Source organism: Brevibacterium mcbrellneri ATCC 49030 (assembly GCF_000178455.1).
Classification (GTDB): domain Bacteria; phylum Actinomycetota; class Actinomycetes; order Actinomycetales; family Brevibacteriaceae; genus Brevibacterium; species Brevibacterium mcbrellneri.
In genome coordinates this window covers 76,287-93,417 of the sequence record NZ_ADNU01000016.1, presented here as the reverse complement: position 1 = coordinate 93,417, position 17,131 = coordinate 76,287, and the positions used below count along the sequence as shown (strand labels likewise).

14 protein-coding genes are annotated in these 17,131 nt (G+C 57.9%); 5 read left to right on the top strand and 9 right to left on the bottom strand.

Annotated features, from left to right (window positions below; genetic code table 11):
- Positions 1-27 precede the first annotated feature (27 nt).
- The 4 genes from HMPREF0183_RS02460 to HMPREF0183_RS02445 form a co-directional block, all read right to left on the bottom strand.
- Positions 28-915, bottom strand: coding sequence for a glutamate ABC transporter substrate-binding protein (locus HMPREF0183_RS02460; protein ID WP_005882474.1), 888 nt, complete (start codon positions 913-915; stop codon positions 28-30).
- Positions 916-925: 10 nt separating this feature from the next.
- Positions 926-1,678 (bottom strand): amino acid ABC transporter ATP-binding protein, encoded by a 753-nt coding sequence (locus tag HMPREF0183_RS02455; protein WP_005882472.1) that lies wholly within the window; start codon positions 1,676-1,678, stop codon positions 926-928.
- Positions 1,679-1,771: 93 nt separating this feature from the next.
- Entirely contained in the window at positions 1,772-2,911 is a 1,140-nt protein-coding gene (locus HMPREF0183_RS02450) for a YibE/F family protein (RefSeq protein ID WP_005882470.1), read from the bottom strand.
- A complete protein-coding gene (locus HMPREF0183_RS02445; RefSeq protein WP_005882468.1) occupies positions 2,905-4,281 on the bottom strand; it encodes a glycine--tRNA ligase in 1,377 nt (458 codons plus the stop codon). The genes HMPREF0183_RS02450 and HMPREF0183_RS02445 overlap by 7 nt, the downstream gene beginning before the upstream one ends.
- A 243-nt stretch (positions 4,282-4,524) precedes the next feature.
- On the opposite strand from HMPREF0183_RS02445, the gene HMPREF0183_RS02440 reads away from it, so the two are divergent.
- From HMPREF0183_RS02440 to HMPREF0183_RS02430, 3 genes are read left to right on the top strand one after another with little or no spacing between them, the layout of a single operon-like run.
- A complete protein-coding gene (locus tag HMPREF0183_RS02440; protein ID WP_005882466.1) occupies positions 4,525-6,285 on the top strand; it encodes a DEAD/DEAH box helicase in 1,761 nt (586 codons plus the stop codon).
- A gap of 12 nt (positions 6,286-6,297) precedes the next feature.
- Positions 6,298-8,043, top strand: coding sequence for an ABC transporter ATP-binding protein (locus HMPREF0183_RS02435; RefSeq protein ID WP_005882464.1), 1,746 nt, complete (start codon positions 6,298-6,300; stop codon positions 8,041-8,043).
- Positions 8,040-9,785, top strand: a complete 1,746-nt coding sequence (locus tag HMPREF0183_RS02430) for an ABC transporter ATP-binding protein (protein ID WP_005882463.1) — start codon at positions 8,040-8,042, stop codon at positions 9,783-9,785. Before HMPREF0183_RS02435 ends, HMPREF0183_RS02430 begins: the two co-directional genes overlap by 4 nt.
- On the opposite strand, the gene HMPREF0183_RS02425 is transcribed toward HMPREF0183_RS02430, so the two are convergent.
- The 4 genes from HMPREF0183_RS02425 to HMPREF0183_RS12000 all read right to left on the bottom strand — a co-directional run bounded on the left by HMPREF0183_RS02425 (position 9,782) and on the right by HMPREF0183_RS12000 (position 14,188).
- A complete protein-coding gene (locus HMPREF0183_RS02425) occupies positions 9,782-10,558 on the bottom strand; it encodes an isoprenyl transferase (protein ID WP_005882461.1) in 777 nt (258 codons plus the stop codon). The genes HMPREF0183_RS02430 and HMPREF0183_RS02425 overlap by 4 nt on opposite strands.
- Positions 10,555-11,283: a DNA repair protein RecO gene (gene recO, locus HMPREF0183_RS02420; protein ID WP_005882459.1), complete on the bottom strand. Its 729-nt coding sequence runs from the start codon at positions 11,281-11,283 to the stop codon at positions 10,555-10,557. The genes HMPREF0183_RS02425 and recO overlap by 4 nt, the downstream gene beginning before the upstream one ends.
- Positions 11,280-13,040, bottom strand: a complete 1,761-nt coding sequence (gene leuA, locus HMPREF0183_RS02415; protein ID WP_005882457.1) for a 2-isopropylmalate synthase — start codon at positions 13,038-13,040, stop codon at positions 11,280-11,282. The genes recO and leuA overlap by 4 nt, the downstream gene beginning before the upstream one ends.
- Positions 13,041-13,219: 179 nt before the next feature.
- Positions 13,220-14,188, bottom strand: coding sequence for a DUF6636 domain-containing protein (locus HMPREF0183_RS12000; protein WP_050775315.1), 969 nt, complete (start codon positions 14,186-14,188; stop codon positions 13,220-13,222).
- 83 nt (positions 14,189-14,271) lie between these two features.
- On the opposite strand from HMPREF0183_RS12000, the gene HMPREF0183_RS02400 reads away from it, so the two are divergent.
- Both HMPREF0183_RS02400 and HMPREF0183_RS02395 read left to right on the top strand, forming a co-directional pair.
- Positions 14,272-15,063 carry a L,D-transpeptidase family protein gene (locus HMPREF0183_RS02400; RefSeq protein ID WP_005882451.1) on the top strand — a complete coding sequence of 264 codons (792 nt, stop codon included), beginning with the start codon at positions 14,272-14,274 and terminating at the stop codon, positions 15,061-15,063.
- Positions 15,060-15,836 (top strand): dihydrofolate reductase family protein, encoded by a 777-nt coding sequence (locus tag HMPREF0183_RS02395; protein WP_005882449.1) that lies wholly within the window; start codon positions 15,060-15,062, stop codon positions 15,834-15,836. Before HMPREF0183_RS02400 ends, HMPREF0183_RS02395 begins: the two co-directional genes overlap by 4 nt.
- 18 nt (positions 15,837-15,854) lie before the next feature.
- Here the strand turns inward: HMPREF0183_RS02395 and HMPREF0183_RS02390 are convergent, their stop codons facing one another.
- Positions 15,855-17,048, bottom strand: coding sequence for an alpha/beta hydrolase (locus HMPREF0183_RS02390; RefSeq protein ID WP_040347718.1), 1,194 nt, complete (start codon positions 17,046-17,048; stop codon positions 15,855-15,857).
- Positions 17,049-17,131: the final 83 nt, after the last annotated feature.

The window sequence follows — 17,131 nt, the reverse complement described above, 5'->3', positions numbered from 1 at the left end:
CGGGAGAACCCGGCGACCACGTCAACATTAGTAACGGTCAGGTTGAGGCTGTTCAACACCACTGGAGTCACCCAGCGTGTATTCGAATGCCTTCTTCCAGTCGCCGCTGTCCTTCGATGCTTCGAGAGCGTCGTTCACTGCGTCACGCAGAGCCTTGTCGTCCTTTGGAAGACCAATTCCGTAAGGCTCTTCTGTGAATGGTTTGCCAACGACCTTGAATTCGTCCTTGTACTGAGCAGCGTATCCGCGCAGGATCGCGTCGTCAGTGGTGACGGCGTCGACGTTGCCACTCTGGAGGTCGGTCACACACTTGGAGTATGCGTCATAGGTGACCAGTTCAGCGTCTTTGTACTTCTCCTGAATGTTCTGAGCGGGGGTCGATCCGTCTACCGAGCAGACCTTCTTTCCAGCAAGGCTGTCAGGTCCATCGATGTCAGAGTCAGCCTTCACCAGGAGGTCCTGACCAGCTACGTAGTACGGACCAGCGAAGTCAACGACTTCCTTACGCTTGTCATTGATGGTGTAGGTTGCCACAATCATGTCGACGTTGCCCTGCTGCAGGAACGGTTCACGGTTAGCTGAAACCGTTTCCACGAACTCGATTTCGTCAGCCTTGAATCCCAGGCTTGCGGACACCATCTTGGCGATTTCGATGTCGAAGCCTTCGGGCTTGTCAGCACCGGCGCTGATGTTACCCAGACCTGGCTGGTCGTACTTCACGCCCACCTTGATCTTGCCAGCGTCCTTGGCCTTCTTCCACGTTGGGCTGTCTGCCAGGTCGACGCCTTCAGCAACCTTGTATTCAGGAGCTTCTCCGCCGGAGCCCTGTTCGCCAGGTGCACCTTCTTTACCGCAACCGGTAAGCGCGAGAATGCCCACAGCCAAGCCCGCAACGAGTGTCGTTACTTTCTTCATTGGTTTCTCCTCAGTGAGTCAGGATCTTAGACAAGAAATCTTTTGCCCGATCCGATTGGGGGTTGGTAAAAAACTCTTCTGGTTCGGCGACTTCAACAATTTCGCCGTCTGCCATGAACACCACACGGTTTGCTGCTTTGCGAGCAAATCCCATTTCGTGAGTGACGACCACCATGGTCATACCTTCTTTTGCCAGGTTGACCATGGTGTCCAGAACTTCGTTGATCATTTCTGGGTCCAAGGCCGAGGTGGGCTCATCAAACAGCATAAGTTTGGGTTTCATCGCCAGCGAGCGGGCAATCGCCACACGCTGTTGCTGACCACCAGAGAGCTGTGCCGGGTACTTTTGAGCTTGGTGATCCACGCCAACACGCTTGAGCAGTTGCATCGCAAGTTCGTCCGCGTCCTTTTTCGACATTTTGCGAACCTTGATGGGGCCCAGCGTGACGTTTTCCAAAATGGTCATGTGCGCGAACAGATTGAATGACTGGAATACCATTCCCACATCCGACCGCAGGGCTGCTAGCTCAGCACCTTCCTGCGGGAGGTCTTTTCCATCAATCGAGATGGAACCTTCGGAGATGGTTTCCAACCGGTTAATGGTGCGGCACAACGTGGACTTACCTGAACCGGACGGCCCAATCACAACAACAACCTCGCCCTTGTCGACAGTGAGGTTGACATTTTTTAGGGCATGGAAGTCGCCGTAGTACTTTTCCACGCCCGTAATCTCCACAAGCGGAGTTGAAGTCTGATCGGTCATAAAGTGAACTCTAATGATTTATTGATCTACGTCACAATTCGGATTGCCGATCAGTGGCCAATTACCGCATTTTGTAACCGTTTCTTGACCTAACTACGCGTTTTCACGCAAGTGATGGGACGCGTCGTCATCGCTCGTGACGACAAAAGCAGCAATGAGTGTCGAAAGCGGAATGGCACACACCAGCCCAATGGATGTCACAAGAGTGAGTACGACATGAGCCGACATTTCGCCCAAAGTGAGTTGCGTGAAAAGATTGGCGCCACTTGTCACAGTCACCAGAAGAACCGCAAGTGAACTACCTGCGAAAGCAAAAACCACGGTATAGACGGTCGAAGCGATATGGTCTCTTCCGATTCGCATGGCCGAGCGGAAAAGAGATCGCACAGAGGAAACTTGAGCAGTTTGTGCAAGCTCCCACACCGTAGCAACCTGCGTGATGGCAACATCGTTGAGTACGCCAATACCGGAAATCAGCACCCCACAAATCACGATGTCGGATGCTGAAAGTTCGTAGTAGGTGTTCAGAATGAACAGTTCGTCTGTATAGAGCCCACCCAAGTGCGCCCAACGTGTCCAGATCACCGCGAGAACCCCAGAGATCGCGACACCGGCCAGCGTCCCAATGAGCGCCACAGTTGTTCTAGCGCTTAATCCGTGGGCCAGATACAGGACAGAAAAAAGAATGGCAGCCGATGATGTCAGCCCCGCACCGATCGCTGAGTGACCGCTCAGAATCGAGGGGAGCATGAAACCAACAATGACCACCATCGCGATACTCAGACCAATGAGCGCACGGGCACCTCTGAATCCTGCCACCACAAGAATCGCTAGGACGTAGATCGCGCCTAGAACACCCAAAGGAACGCGCCGGTCGTAGTCGATGAACACCACCTCTTCATCGGTCTGCCCATCAACAACACGCAGAGTATCTGACACCTCGGGAATGGACGCTTCTTGAGGAAGCTTCACCACTGTGTCCCCAGCCTTCACCGTCACGCAGGCAGGCGTGACCGCTTCCTGGCACTTACCGGCGTCAACAGCGGTGACAGTGACCGTATAAATATCACGATCGTCAGTGCTCTCGACGTGATGGGGCCAGTACACGATCACGCCCACAATTGTCAGGAGCGCGAACGGTGCGAGCGCTACGAGCATGAGCGCCCACACGTACCGCGACGCGCGGGGCTCATGCTGAGAAGTGACGTGCACGCGCTCTGAGCGCTCTAGCACCCCAGGCCTTGCGCCAGGTAGTTTTCGACGTCGTCGATAGCGATACGTTCCTGGCTCATGTCGTCACGCTTGCGCACCGTGACAGCGTTGTCGTCAAGCGAGTCGAAATCAAACGTGATGCAGAATGGTGTACCGATCTCGTCTTGGCGACGGTAACGGCGACCGATAGCACCGGCGTCGTCGAAGTCGATGTTCCAACGCTTGCGCAGGTTCGCGGCCAAAGCGCGTGCCTGTGGTGACAGTTTTTCGTTGCGCGACAATGGAAGAACCGCAGCCTTGACCGGTGCCAAACGTGGGTCGAGTTTGAGCACAATGCGCTTGTCTGTTCCGCCCTTTGTGTTGGGAGCTTCGTCTTCGCTGTATGCGTCGACAAGGAACGCCATCATGGAACGAGTCAGACCGAAGGACGGTTCGATGACGTACGGCGTGTACCTGTCTCCGGTCGCCTGGTCGAAGTACTGGAGTTTAGCCCCAGAAGCCTCCGTGTGGTTGGACAGGTCGAAATCAGTGCGGTTTGCCACACCCATGAGTTCTCCCCACGGGTTGCCCTGGAAACCAAACTTGTACTCCAGGTCAATCGTGGCGTCCGAATAGTGCGCGCGCTCATCTGCTGGAACATCGAACTTGCGCATGTTGTCCGGGTTGATGCCCAAGTCCACGAACCAGTTCCAGCACGCGTCGACCCATTCGTCGAAGTATTTTTGCGCGTCGTCTGGGTGGGTGAAGTACTCGATCTCCATCTGCTCGAATTCGCGGGTACGGAAGATGAAGTTTCCGGGAGTGATTTCGTTGCGGAACGCCTTACCCACCTGGCCGATACCAAACGGTGGTTTACGACGGGCAGCCGTGACGACGTTGTTGAAGTTCACGAAGATACCCTGGGCTGTTTCCGGGCGCAGGTAGTGCAGGCCTTGACCGTCGTCAACAGCGCCCAAGAAGGTTTTCATCAAGCCCGAGAACTGCTGTGGTTCGGTCCAGTTACCCGGTTGCCCTGTTTCTGGGTCGTTGATGTCAGCCAACCCGTTTTCTGGTTCTTTTCCGTGCTTTGCGACATACGCTTCAATGAGGTGGTCAGCACGGTAACGCTTGTGCGTGTGCAGGGATTCCACAAGAGGGTCCACGAAGGTTTCGACGTGGCCAGAGGCTTCCCACACCTGACGCGGAAGAATGATCGACGAGTCCAGCCCCACCATGTCTTCACGACCTCGGACAAATTCTTGCCACCACAGTCGCTTGATGTTTTCTTTCAGTTCCACGCCCAGCGGGCCGTAGTCCCATGCCGAACGAGACCCGCCATAAATGTCACCGGCCTGAAAAACGAAGCCACGTCGTTTAGCCAGGGTGATGACGGAATCTAGTGTCGATGCCACGAATCTCTCCTTTTAGTTAGGTGCAACCGGCTGGCTGCCGGGCCAATGTGCACACGTGCACGTGAGTAAGCGTACCCAAGATCACACCCGGGCTCACACTCGCCCCGTTCAAGCACGGGTACACTTGAAAGGCACCCAAACCATCTCATGGCTCCTCGTGCTTTCGGGTTGCACACGCGAGCCTCGGTAGACCGCCAAACAGTCATCTGCGGTCAAGTGTGTTCAATCAAGAAAGAGATATCCATGGGTAATGCCACTGAACAGGCTTCCGAAAACACTGACATTCGTTTTTCCGACTTTGACCTCGACGAACGTGTCGCTCGAGCAGTCGCCGATCTGGGATATGAGTCCCCTTCCCCCATCCAGGCCAAAACCATTCCGTTTCTTCTTCAAGGGCGCGACGTTATTGGGCTGGCACAAACCGGAACGGGTAAAACCGCTGCTTTCGCTCTTCCACTTTTAAGTAGCATCGCGGGGCGCGAACGCCCCACAAGCCCACTGGCGCTTATCCTTGCTCCTACCCGCGAACTCGCAATCCAGGTAGCCGAGGCTCTCACCAGCTATGCCACCCACCTCGGCGACTTTTCTGTTCTCCCCATCTACGGTGGACAGTCCTACACTCCACAGATCTCCGGTCTGAAGCGGGGCGCACACGTGGTCGTGGGAACACCCGGCCGCGTCATCGACCACATAAAGCGCGGAACGCTTGATTTGAGCCACGTCGAACATTTGGTTCTCGACGAAGCCGACGAGATGCTCAAGATGGGATTCCAAGAGGACATCGAAGAGATCTTCGCGAAGACCAACCCTGACCGCCAGGTGGCGCTGTTTTCGGCAACCATGCCCGCGTCTATTCACCGGATCACCGGTCAATACCTCAACGACCCGGCCGAAGTTCGCATCCAGGCCAAAACTACGACCAGCGCGAACATTCGTCAGCGCTACCTCACCGTCATGCACTCACACAAGCTCGACGCCCTCACCCGCATTCTCGAGGTTGAAAAGTACGACGGCATCATCATGTTCGTGCGCACCAAACAAGAAACGGAAGAACTGGCCGATAAACTCAAAGCGCGCGGTTTTTCCGCTGCAGCCATCAACGGTGATATTCCGCAGGTCGTCCGCGAACGCACGGTTGAAGCACTGCGCTCCGGGTCCATCGACATTCTGGTCGCCACCGATGTCGCTGCCCGCGGGCTCGACGTTGAGCGCATCAGCTTGGTAGTCAACTTTGACATTCCGCACGACACCGAATCGTACGTACACCGGATTGGCCGCACGGGCCGCGCCGGGCGCACGGGTGAAGCGATCCTGTTTGTGACACCTCGGGAAAACCGCCTTCTCAAGGCCATCGAAAAGGCGACGCGCCAGAAGGTCGAGCCCCTGGTGATGCCCACGGTAGAAGAACTCACGGTCACTCGCACGCAAAAGTTCCAGGATCGAATTTCGCACACGCTGAACTCACAAGACCTGTCCGAACTGCGTCCCGTTATCGAGGAATACGTCAACACGCACAACGTCCCAGCGGAAGACGTGGCGGCTGCCCTGGCGAGCCTCGTGCTGGACGGAGCAACCCTGACCGCGGAGCCTCTCCCCGAACCACAAGCTAGGGCCAGCCGCAACGAACGCGCGCGCACGGCTGACGGCATGACCACGTACCGTTTGGCAGTGGGCCGGATGGACAAGGTGAACCCCGGCGCAATCGTTGGTGCGATCGCCAACGAAGGTGGAATCAGCTCTCAGCAAATCGGTAATATTTCAATCCGTTCGAACCACTCGCTGGTCGACCTTCCACAGGACCTTGATGCAAGCGTTCTCAAGCGTTTGAGCAAGACCAAGGTGGCGGGTCGGCACATCGATATCCGCCCGGACCGAGGTCGTCCCGGCCGCCCGTTCAAAAAGCGCAGCAACGACAAGGGCGCTGGTGAAGGCCGTAAGTTTGGCAAGGACGGGTTCCGGGGCCGTAAGGGGAACAACTTCGGCGGAAAGAAGTTTAAAAAATAGGAGAATTCGCGCATGAAGAGTCTCGCACGTTTTTGGCCCGACCTTCGCGCGCGAGCAGGCATATACACTTTCGTCTGCGTTCTCGCCTTTGTTGCCGTCGCGCTACCCCTGGTGGTGCCGGTGATTACTGGGCGTATCATTGACGGTCCTGTGGCCCACGGTGATGTGGCGGGCCTATGGGGGCCGGTCGCGTTCTTAATGGTCGTGTCCATTGCCGAGGTCGTTGCCCTGTGGGTGCGTCGTCATGCCGTTGCCGGGATTGTGTCGAAGTGGGAGATCACGTGGCGGCATCGCCTGTTCGACCATTTGCAATACGTACCAGTGTCGACGCACGACGCCTGGGAGTCCGGGCAGTTGCTGTCCCGCGCCGTTAACGACATGAGTCAAATGCGCCGTTTCTTTGCGTTCGGTCTGCCGTTTCTTGTGTGTACGCCCTTGGCGATCATCGCCGGCGAAATCATTCTCACGGTCATCAATCCGTGGTTTGGGCTCATCATGCTCGTTGCGGCCGTACCCACCGTGATCGTCATTGTGGTATTCGAACGCAAATACCGGATCACGTCCCGGGCTGCGCAGGACGCACTGGGCGAAGTGACCACCGCCGTTGAAGAGTCAATTCACGGCTTGCGGGTCATCCGGTCGTTTGGTCGTTCCCCGTGGATGACGTTGCGGTTTAAAGCGCTCGCGCTCACGGTTCGTTCGCGCGAAATCAACAAAACGAAACTGGACTCATGGCTGTTCAGTGTTATGAACGTCGTCCCTGCGCTCGCCCAGATCGTGATCGTGGGGTTGGGCACCTGGGGCGTGGTTCAAGGGTGGATTACCGTGGGCCAGGTCGTCGCTGCCGTGACTACCACCATGGTGATGCGCATCCCCATCGAAAATTTCGGGTTCTTACTGTCTGATTTTCTCATGTCGGTCACCGCAGCCACACGCTATTGGGAGGTCATGGACCTCCCCGTCAGCATTGCCGACCCACACGCGGGCACCGGCACATCTGCCATCGACGACGAACCTCACGTCCCGCATGTGCGTGGAGAACTCACGTTCGACAACGTCCGCTTCCGCTTTGACGACGCATCGACGGATCTGCTCACGGGCGTCAACCTCCATGTTGAACCCGGCACCACGGTGGCTCTCGTGGGCGCGACCGGTTCGGGCAAGACCGCGCTCGCTGCCATGGTCCCCCGTCTGGCCGATGTCACCTCGGGACGCATTCTCATTGACGACACCGACATTCGGGACATGCCGGTCAACACCCTGCGCAGCCTGGTATCGGTGTCCTTTGAAGATCCGCTCCTCTTCTCTGCCTCCGTGGCTGACAATGTGCGATTGGGGAAGCCGGATGCCTCCGACGCCGAGGTGTGGGACGCCTTGGAGATCACCCAAGCCGCCGATTTTGTGCGGGAGCTTCCCCAGGGTCTTGACACACAGGTCGGTGAACAAGGAATGTCGCTTTCCGGCGGTCAGCGTCAACGCATTGCCCTGGCCCGCGCGATTATCGGAAGTCCACGCATTATTGTTCTCGACGATCCGCTCTCGGCTGTCGATGTGGACACCGAAGACCGGGTGCAGACGCGGCTTGCACGAGTCCTGCCTGATTCCACCACCATCATTGTGGCTCACCGACCGTCTACCGCAGCGCTTGCGGACAGGGTCGCCGTCCTCGTGGATGGGACGATCCTAACGGAAGGGACGCACGAACAACTGTTGGCCACCTCGGCCGTGTACCGCGACCTCATGGGAGGTGACGCATGAACGCCCGTACCCTGCTCAGCCAACTCGTGGCCCCTCAAAAGTGGGCGATCGCGTTAGACGTCGTGCTCACGGTGTGTGCCACCGTGGCCAACGTAATTGGTCCCGTGTTTATTGCCCGAGCGATCGACAGTGGCCTTCCCCACGCGCAGGCCGGTGACTTCACTCCCCTGATCAACAACCTCGGGATTTTCTTAACCGTGACGCTGGCAGGTGGTATTGCAACGTTCGCGAGCAACCGCTACACCGGTTATATTGCCCAGCGAATCGTGTATAACCTGCGCATGCGTATGTACCGGCATGTACAAAGCGCCGATATTGCGTATCACGAATCGACGACCTCAGGCCGCCTGATCGCCCGCCAGACCTCCGATATGGAATCTGTGCAGACATTCCTTTCGTATGGTCTCATCGAAACGGTGTTCGCAGTCCTCCACATGGTTGCGATTGCGATCATGTTGCTGTTCCTCAACGTCCCGCTCGCCCTCGTTGTGCTAGTGGGGCTGGTACCACTGGCGGGCATTACCGTGTGGGCCGGGCGCAGACAACAGACCGCATACCGGGCCACCCGCACCGCAATTGCACAAGTGATCGGCCACTTCACCGAAACCATGGGCGGTATCCGGGCAGTGCAGGCATTTAGGCGCCAACCGGCGGGCCGGGCAAAGCTCACTGCCGAAGACAGTGGTTATCGAGACGCCAATGCGCACGCCCTGCGCGCTATGGCCGCCTTTTCGGGCCTCACCCGCCTGGTGACCAACGTGTGCCAGATCGCCGTGATTCTGGTGGGTGCGTTCATGGTGATAAATGGCCACACCGAGGTGGGTGTTCTGACCGCGTTTCTCATGTCTCTTCGCCGTTTTTACGGGCCGCTAGATGAGCTAGTCCAAAACGTTAACCTGTACCAGTCGGCCAAGGCTGCGTTGGAAAAGATCGCCGCGGTCCTTGCTGTGTCCCCCACCGTGACCACCCGACCGGGTTCGGAGAAGGAACTGCCGGAGACGACCTCGGGACGCCGGATTGAGTTCACCGGTGTGGAGTTCGCGTATGCCGACGGAACGACCGTTCTCCCTCGTATGGATCTCACTGTGGGTGCGGGACAGACGGTGGCCCTGGTGGGTGCGACGGGTGCGGGGAAGTCCACCTTGGTCAAACTCATCACCCGGTTTTATGACCCCAGCGAGGGCGTCGTGAGTGTCGACGGGGTGGATTTACGAGATATCAGCGATGCCGAACTACGCCGCAATATCGTCATGGTGACGCAGGAGTCGTTCCTGTTTTCGGGATCGATTGCCGACAACATTCGAGTGGGTAAACCGGACGCCACGGACGCCGAGGTGGAAGATGCCGCGCGTGCTGTGGGCCTGCACGACTATGTGGCTGGGCTTCCGGACGGGTACAACACCGATGTGAAGAAACGCGGTGGACGGTTAAGCTCTGGGCAACGACAACTCGTGTCGTTTGCGCGGGTGTTCCTGGCCGATCCGCGAGTGATCGTGCTGGATGAGGCCACGGCGCATCTGGACATTCCTACAGAGCGGCTCGTGCAAAAAGCGCTCGAATCGGTTCTTGCTGACCGCACGGCGATCATCATCGCGCACCGTCTCTCCACGGTCGCGATAGCCGACCGAGTTTTGGTCATCGACGCCGGTCGGGTGGTTGAGGACGGTACAACCGATGAGCTCATTCACGCCCGCGGGCGGTTCTCGCAGCTCCACAGCGCGTGGAGGGACACCCTTGCTTAAGTGTTCTGGGGCTTATCCACGGCCCCGCCGAAACGCCGGTCACGCTGAGCGTACTCGAGGATCGCGTCCCACAGGGTCCGCCGGTCGACGTCGGGCCACAGCACGTTTTGGAACACCATTTCCGCATACGCGGACTGCCACAGGAGGAAATTCGAGGTGCGTTGCTCCCCCGATGACCTCAGAAACAGGTCGACGTCAGGAATGTCGGGGTTGTAGAGCCTGCTGTGCAGACTCCGTTCCGTGAGCTTCCCGGGCTTGATCCTGCCCGCAACCGCATCTTCGACCGCAGCATTCATGGCGTCGACCAGCTCAGCTCGCCCACCGTAGTTGACACAGAACTGAAGTGTAAGTGCCGTGTTGTTCTTAGTGAGTTCTTGCGCGTCTTCCAGTTCTTTAATCACCGAACGCCAGAGGCGACCACGTCGTCCCGCCCACACGATGCGCACCCCGGCGGCGTGGAGTTCTTCTTTACGTCTGCGGATCACATCGCGGTTAAAACCCATGAGGAAGCGAACTTCTTCTGGGGAGCGCTTCCAGTTTTCGGTGGAAAAAGCGTAGGCACTCAGATACTTCACGCCGATTTCCATGGCCCCATAAATCACGTCGAGCAGCGACGCTTCGCCTGCCTTGTGGCCTTCGGTTCGCGGAAGACCGCGTTCGTTCGCCCAACGACCGTTTCCGTCCATCACCACTGCGACGTGCGTGGGAAGGATGTGTTGCGGGATGTCCGGTGGGGTTGCTCCGCTAGGGTGGCGCGGAATCGCTTGGCTCATTGGACCTCCACAAGGTTGAGGGATTTCACGCGACGTTCCAAATGCCACTGGACGTAGTCATACACAATACGGGACGCTCGATTGACCGCGTGTGCTTGTGCCACATGAGCCTGGGCCCAGTTCGCGTTGAGCAGGTTGTGCAGAAGAACGGTAGCGTCTTCCCCGGCATTGGTGTCGGCAGCAGTCCGGCATGCCACACACACGACTCCCCCGCTGTTGAATGAGAACGCGCGGTGGGGCCCCGGTGCCCCGCAGCTCACGCACGCGTCCAGCCCAGGCTCCCAGCCGGCTGTGCGCATAGCGCGTAGCAGATAGGCGTTGAGGGCTAGCCGAGGTGGGTGTTCCCGGTTGCACAGCGACCGTAGGGCTGCTGACAGCAAAAGGTACTGGTCGCGCGTATTGGGTTCGTTTTCGGTCAGTTTGGCCGCTGTTTCGGCCATGGCAGCTGCAGCTGCGAACACGTCGTAGTCGCCTACGATCCCGTGCCCAAAGGGTTCGATGAGCTCTACTTGCGTGACGATGTCGAGGTTGCGTCCAATGTGAGCTTGGAAGTCGACCATCATGAACAGGTCGAGCCGTGAGCCAAAACGGCTTTTGGTGCGTCGTACTCCCTTGGCGACAGCACGGACCAGGCCGTGATCGCGGGTCAGGATCGAGACAATGAGGTCGGCCTCACCAAGTTTGGTGTGGCCAACCACAATGCCCGTATCCCGATAAAACCTCACGCGTTGTCGCGAACTGCCCGGTTAACAGCGGAAATGAGAGCGCGGATCGATGCTCGTGTGATGTTCGGGTGCATTCCGGCACCCCACAGCACTCGGTCACCGACGGAGACTTCAACATAGGCTGCCGCCATGGTGTCCGCACCGGCTCCAATAGCGTGTTCGGTGTAGTCCTGAACCCGAATGTCGAGGCCGAAGTGCTCGTTGAGCACGTTCACGGTTGCGTCCAGTGGACCGTTGCCGTGCCCCACGTATGAGCGTTCCTGACCGTCGACCAGAAAAGCTAGCTCAATGCGTTCCGTCATGCGCGAATCGAATTCTTCTGACTGCGATTCGGTCTTAAAACTCAAGGGGCGGAAACGGCCCCATTGCATGTCTGAGGCTTCGGCTGGCAGGTATTCGTCCCGGAAGAGTTGCCACATGTCGCGAGCCGAAACTTCTCCACCTTTTTCTGTGCGGTTTTGCACGACTTTCGAGAATTCGACCTGCATGCGACGGGGCAAGTCCAGTCCGTATTCGCTCTTGAGCAGGTAGGTGACTCCACCCTTGCCCGACTGCGAGTTCACGCGAATAACCGCTTCGTATGAACGGCCCAAGTCCTTGGGGTCCACCGGCAAGTACGGCATGTCCCATTCCATGTTGTCGACCGCGATGCCGGCTTCCTGGGCTTTCTTTTCACGGTCCTTAAACGCTTTGTTAATGGCGTCCTGGTGTGACCCAGAGAACGAGGTAAACACCAAGTCTCCACCGTAGGGGTGGCGTTCGTGAACTCCGATCTGGTTGCAGTGTTCAACCGTGTGGATGACTTCGTCGATGTTGGAGAAGTCGAGTTCAGGGTCAACACCTTGCGTGTACAGGTTCATCGCAACCGTAACCAAGTCGAGGTTTCCGGTACGTTCACCGTTTCCGAACAGGCAGCCTTCTACGCGGTCGGCTCCTGCCATGAGTCCCATTTCAGCTGCGGCGACTCCGGTTCCACGGTCGTTGTGCGGGTGAAGCGAGATCGCGATCTTGTCGCGGTTGTCGATGTTGCGACAGAACCATTCGATCTGGTCTGCGTACGTGTTGGGGGTTCCACGTTCTACCGTTGCTGGCAGGTTCACCACAGTGTCGCGTTCTCCGTCGGGACCCCACTGATCCATGACGGCTCCTACGATGTCCACGGCGAACTGCGGTTCCGTGTCAACGAAGATTTCTGGCGAGTACTGGTAGCCGAAGTCGGCATCTCCCAGCATCGATTCGGCGTACTTCATCACGGCCTGCGTGCCTCGCACCGCGATGTCTGTGGTTTCTGCGTAACCGTTGCCTTTGAAACCAAAAACAACTTTGCGGAAAACCGGCGCGGTGGCGTTATACATGTGGACTGTTGGTTTCTTAGCCCCCACGAGCGACTCGACCGTGCGTTCGATGAGGTCTTCACGCGCTTGTGTCAGAACGGAGATGCGCACATCATCTGGGATTGCGTCTTCCTCAATGATCTGGCGCACGAAGTCAAAGTCGTGCTGGCTGGCTGCTGGGAACCCTACCTCGATCTCTTTGAAACCGAGCTTGACCAGCAGGTCAAACATCTTGCGCTTGCGCTCTGGAGTCATGGGGTCGATGAGCGCTTGGTTACCGTCGCGCAGGTCCGTTGAGAGCCACCGAGGTGCCTTCGTGATCCGCTGGTCTGGCCAGGTGCGGTCTTTCAGGTCGATCTGAATGCGATCAAAGAACGACTTGTACTTGTGGAAGGGCATGGGGCTTGGTTTTTGGTTGTTCATATGTGTCTCCTCGTTGTGAAGTTTGGGGCCACGACAAACTCCGCGACGAGGATTGGCCTAAGAAAGCTCGTCGCGGCTGATAAGGAGGAGACTGAACATGTGGCCATGTTATGCACGCTACGCTCGCGTTTCATAGCCATGACACCATGTGAGATGTTGTCCATCGCTCATCACAGTTGCTAGTCAAACTCGGCAGCGGCTCGTGCTACTCGAAACTTGTGGCCTTCGGAAGATTCGCAGGTCATTCCGTCTTCACCGGACCGGCAGGTGAACCCGTGTGCACTAATCGATTCCCCATAGTCCAAGACGTTTGCCTCTGTGGGCAGGCCACGGTTCACACACGAGAAGCCTGCGCCGTCCTTTTCCACGACGACCACTGAGCCAAATGGGTCAACATCGCATTCGTTCGGTGCATCGCCGGGGTCAAAGTCAAATTCGCGTATGGTGCAACGCGCCCGGTCTGCGTCGATCGTGCACACGATGTTGCTCGACGGTGCCATGAACGCTTTCACGTCTTTCGCTTCTGCGTCCTGACCTTCTTCGGAGTCACCGGATTTTTCACCGGCCCCTTCCTCGCTCCCGCCAGTGTCGCCAGATTCGTCTTCGCCAACACTTCCGCTGTCTCCGCCGGGCTGGTTCGCAGACTGCGTGTTCCCGTCTGAACGCTGCAACTGGTCGACCACAATGTATCCGCAAATTCCCAGCGCTACGACAACCGCAATCACCACCATGGCGATCGCAACTCCTGGCACCTTCCGCTTGGGTTTTGTGGGCTCAGCGTGAGGGTACACCTGGGGGTGTTGGGGTTGAGGTTGTTGCGGTTGGGATTGTTGGGGTGGTGTCTGTGGTGGCTGTGCCGGAGGGGGTTGCACCGGAGGCGAAGGGAAAGAGTGTTGGGGTGTCCCCTGTTGCTGTTGTGAGCGCTGTGACTGAATGGAAGGACCGTATGCGCCGGGCCCGGAGGGGGTGAACTGTGTGGTGGGTGCAGAATAGTCGTCTGTTTTGCTCTGACGGCCCATTTCTTGCAGTTCTTCAAGGCTGAGACTACGCGTAGCTTCCTGAGAGCTGTCGCCCGGCTCGTCCGAAGTTTGGGGACGCACAAAAATCTGCCGAGTGAGAGATTCACGCTCGTGGTCACGGTTGCTCATAACCCTTAAGTCTACAGACTGCAGAACCCTTTTCCCGCGTGGCTTACCTCATGTGCAAAGTACGAACATGACATAATGAGCGCATGTTCGCAAAGAAGACTGTGGCCCTAGCGCTATGCACAGGCGGTGTTCTCGCCGCCCTCACTGCATACCCCGCTGTTTCGGACGAACAGCAGAATCTCCAACCACCGGTAGTGCGGACCCCGTCTCCTGCCACCAACGACAGCCCTTCTCAAAGCACGCACCTTGAAGCACCTCGGGTAAGCCTGGGAACAGACCGTGTCACGCAGGGACTCATCCCGGGCGTTGGCCCCGACACCATGGCGAAGCTTCCCTCTGACGCACGCCAAGTGTTGGTCGCGACTTCGCCCCGAGCTGCCGATAACACGTCGACCCTCAACATGTACGAATACCGCGACAACGAGTGGCAGCAGGTCAAATCTTTCGCATCCCACAACGGTCGGGCCGGATGGCGGGAGAACCGCACCGAAGGTGATGAAACGACCCCAGCTGGCGTGTTTTCCCTCTCTGATGCGGGCGGAACACTCAAGGACCCCGGTTCCAAACTGCCATATTCGCAAGACGTGAACCTGTCCGCAACTGCGCAGAACGTGTACGGACCAGACTACGCCCAGGTTTTTGACTACGTCATCGCGATCGACTTCAACCGTGTCACTGGCACCGCACCCACCAACACCGAACGCCCGCAGGGCAAGAAAATCGGTGGGGGTATCTGGTTGCACGTGGACCACGGAAAGGGCACCAACGGGTGTGTAACTGTGCAAAAGAATGAAATGGCCTGGCTTCTGCGCAGCCTTGACCCGGACAAGAACCCCCACATCATCATGGGCGACCAGGCGTTTATCTCCCAGTGACCTCGGCCAAGCCAAGCACCGAACTCTGGGCGGTCCTCCCCCAGCACCGCGCACTGCCTGACACCTCGGGCGAACCCGATCTTGTTGACCTCTACGACTCCCACGTGCCTGCCGGCGGTGTGCGCGTGCAGTCGAACATGGTCATCAGTGTCGACGGTGCGGTCGCAGGAGCCGATGGACTGTCTCGTTCCGTCTCCACTCCAGCTGACATGCGCGTGTTTTCCGTTGTCCGGTCCCTGGCCGACGCCGTAGTGGTAGGCGCGCAAACTGTACGCTCCGAGCGACTCACGCGCATGTCCCCCAAACCAGCCCACCTCAACCAGCGTCACGCACGTGGGCAGACTGATGTGCCCATCATGGTCATTGTGACGTCCAGCGGGGACCTTCCGTGGGATCGCATCAATGAGCGCGGAACTTCTCCTGTTTGGGTGGCCACGAACACTTCAGACCCGCAGGTTCTTGCTGAACTGCGCCGCCACGCTGACGAAGTTCTCACTGGTATTGAAAGCCCGCAGGCGGTGAAAGACGCCCTCGTTGCCCGAGGTCTGCGCCGCCTTGTGTGCGAAGGTGGTCCCAACGTGTTAGCGCAGTGGATGGACGCAGGCCTCATTGACGAAATGTGCCTCACGGTTTCACCTAAACTGCACGGCACTCCGGGGGCGCCACGGCTGTTCGGTGAGGGTATTGCGACTGCACGCGACGTAGAAGTTTTGAGCCTGGTCACCGACGGGCAGTCCATGATGTACCGGCTCAAGGTGCGTAGCGCTCTCTAGTTATTGCGGACGGTCCTTTTAGTCACTGAGCAACCGGGTCATCCAGTTAGCGACGTCGTCATTCCACTGCACGGGGTCCACGTTCCATTCTTTTGTGTGACGCGCTTTGCCCCACGGTGGCATGGTCACCAGGTCATTGCGCACAGCAGCCAAAGCACGCGACGGCCCCACCGGCACAAATTCGTCGTCTTCAGAGTGGATCAAAAGCACCGGCACGGCCAGTTCTGCTGCCCTGCGCACCCAGTCCATCCGGTCCAGGTCCAACGGGGTTTCAAGGCCGGTAAACGGACGCGCCCACGGACGAGTGATCATGTCCAAGGTCAAACGCGCAACCGGCGTGGGCAAGAAATTCTTCCGGGCCTGGTGGTCTACAACGTTGTACCAATCGACAACCGGGCCATCCAAAACCATGCCTTTCACACGGTCGATGTGACGACCTCGGGACGCAGCCTGGAAGACAATCGCACCGCCCATTGACCAGCCGAACAGCACCACGTTCTTAGCGCCATTGGCCAGCGCCCAGTCGATCGCAACATCCACGTCAAGCCATTCGGTGTCCCCCAGGCCGTACCGGGACGTGCTTTCGCGGGGAACCTCAGTGTCGTTGCGGTATGCAATCGCTAAAGAAGGCACGCCGAGGTCGTTCAGGACGCCCGCTGCCCGCAGGCCTTCCGCGCGGGTGCCTGCACGGCCGTGGACCAGGATCGCCCATGTGTCCGACGGGTTGGGATCAGTTGTGGGAAGGAACCACGCGGGCAGTTCGCCTGCGTCGGATCGGAGTGTGATGTCTTGGTATGGAAGTCCTGTTGAGCTGGGGTGCGGGTAGACAACTCCGGTGATTCTGCCCCAGCGGGCGGTGCGCAAATCACCTCGGGTGACGGAGATGACTTCGCGCGACACAGTTTGGGAAACCGGGTCATATTCAATGATGTCGCCAATCTGAGCGTGACCTTGACCAGAGTTGAAAAACAGGCCATATGTCCCGTTGACCAGAACATCTTCGTCTGCACTCAAGTGCACAATCATGTTGTCGTCGAAACCTTCGACGTGCAAGATCTCAACATCTTCTGGAGCTGTCTCTGGGACAATCAGGCGGCGGGCAAAATACACTGCCAACCCTGAGGACGCGGCCGAAACGAGCAAGCTCGCTCCAACACCTATCCCAATTCCAGTCAGAGCGTACCGCCAACCGCGTGGCACGTGCGATGTCATAAGAACCTCCTTGTCAATCCTAAACATGTCACGCCAAACCAGAAAGGCATAAAGTTCACATAAAGAGGATAAAGGAGGAAAAA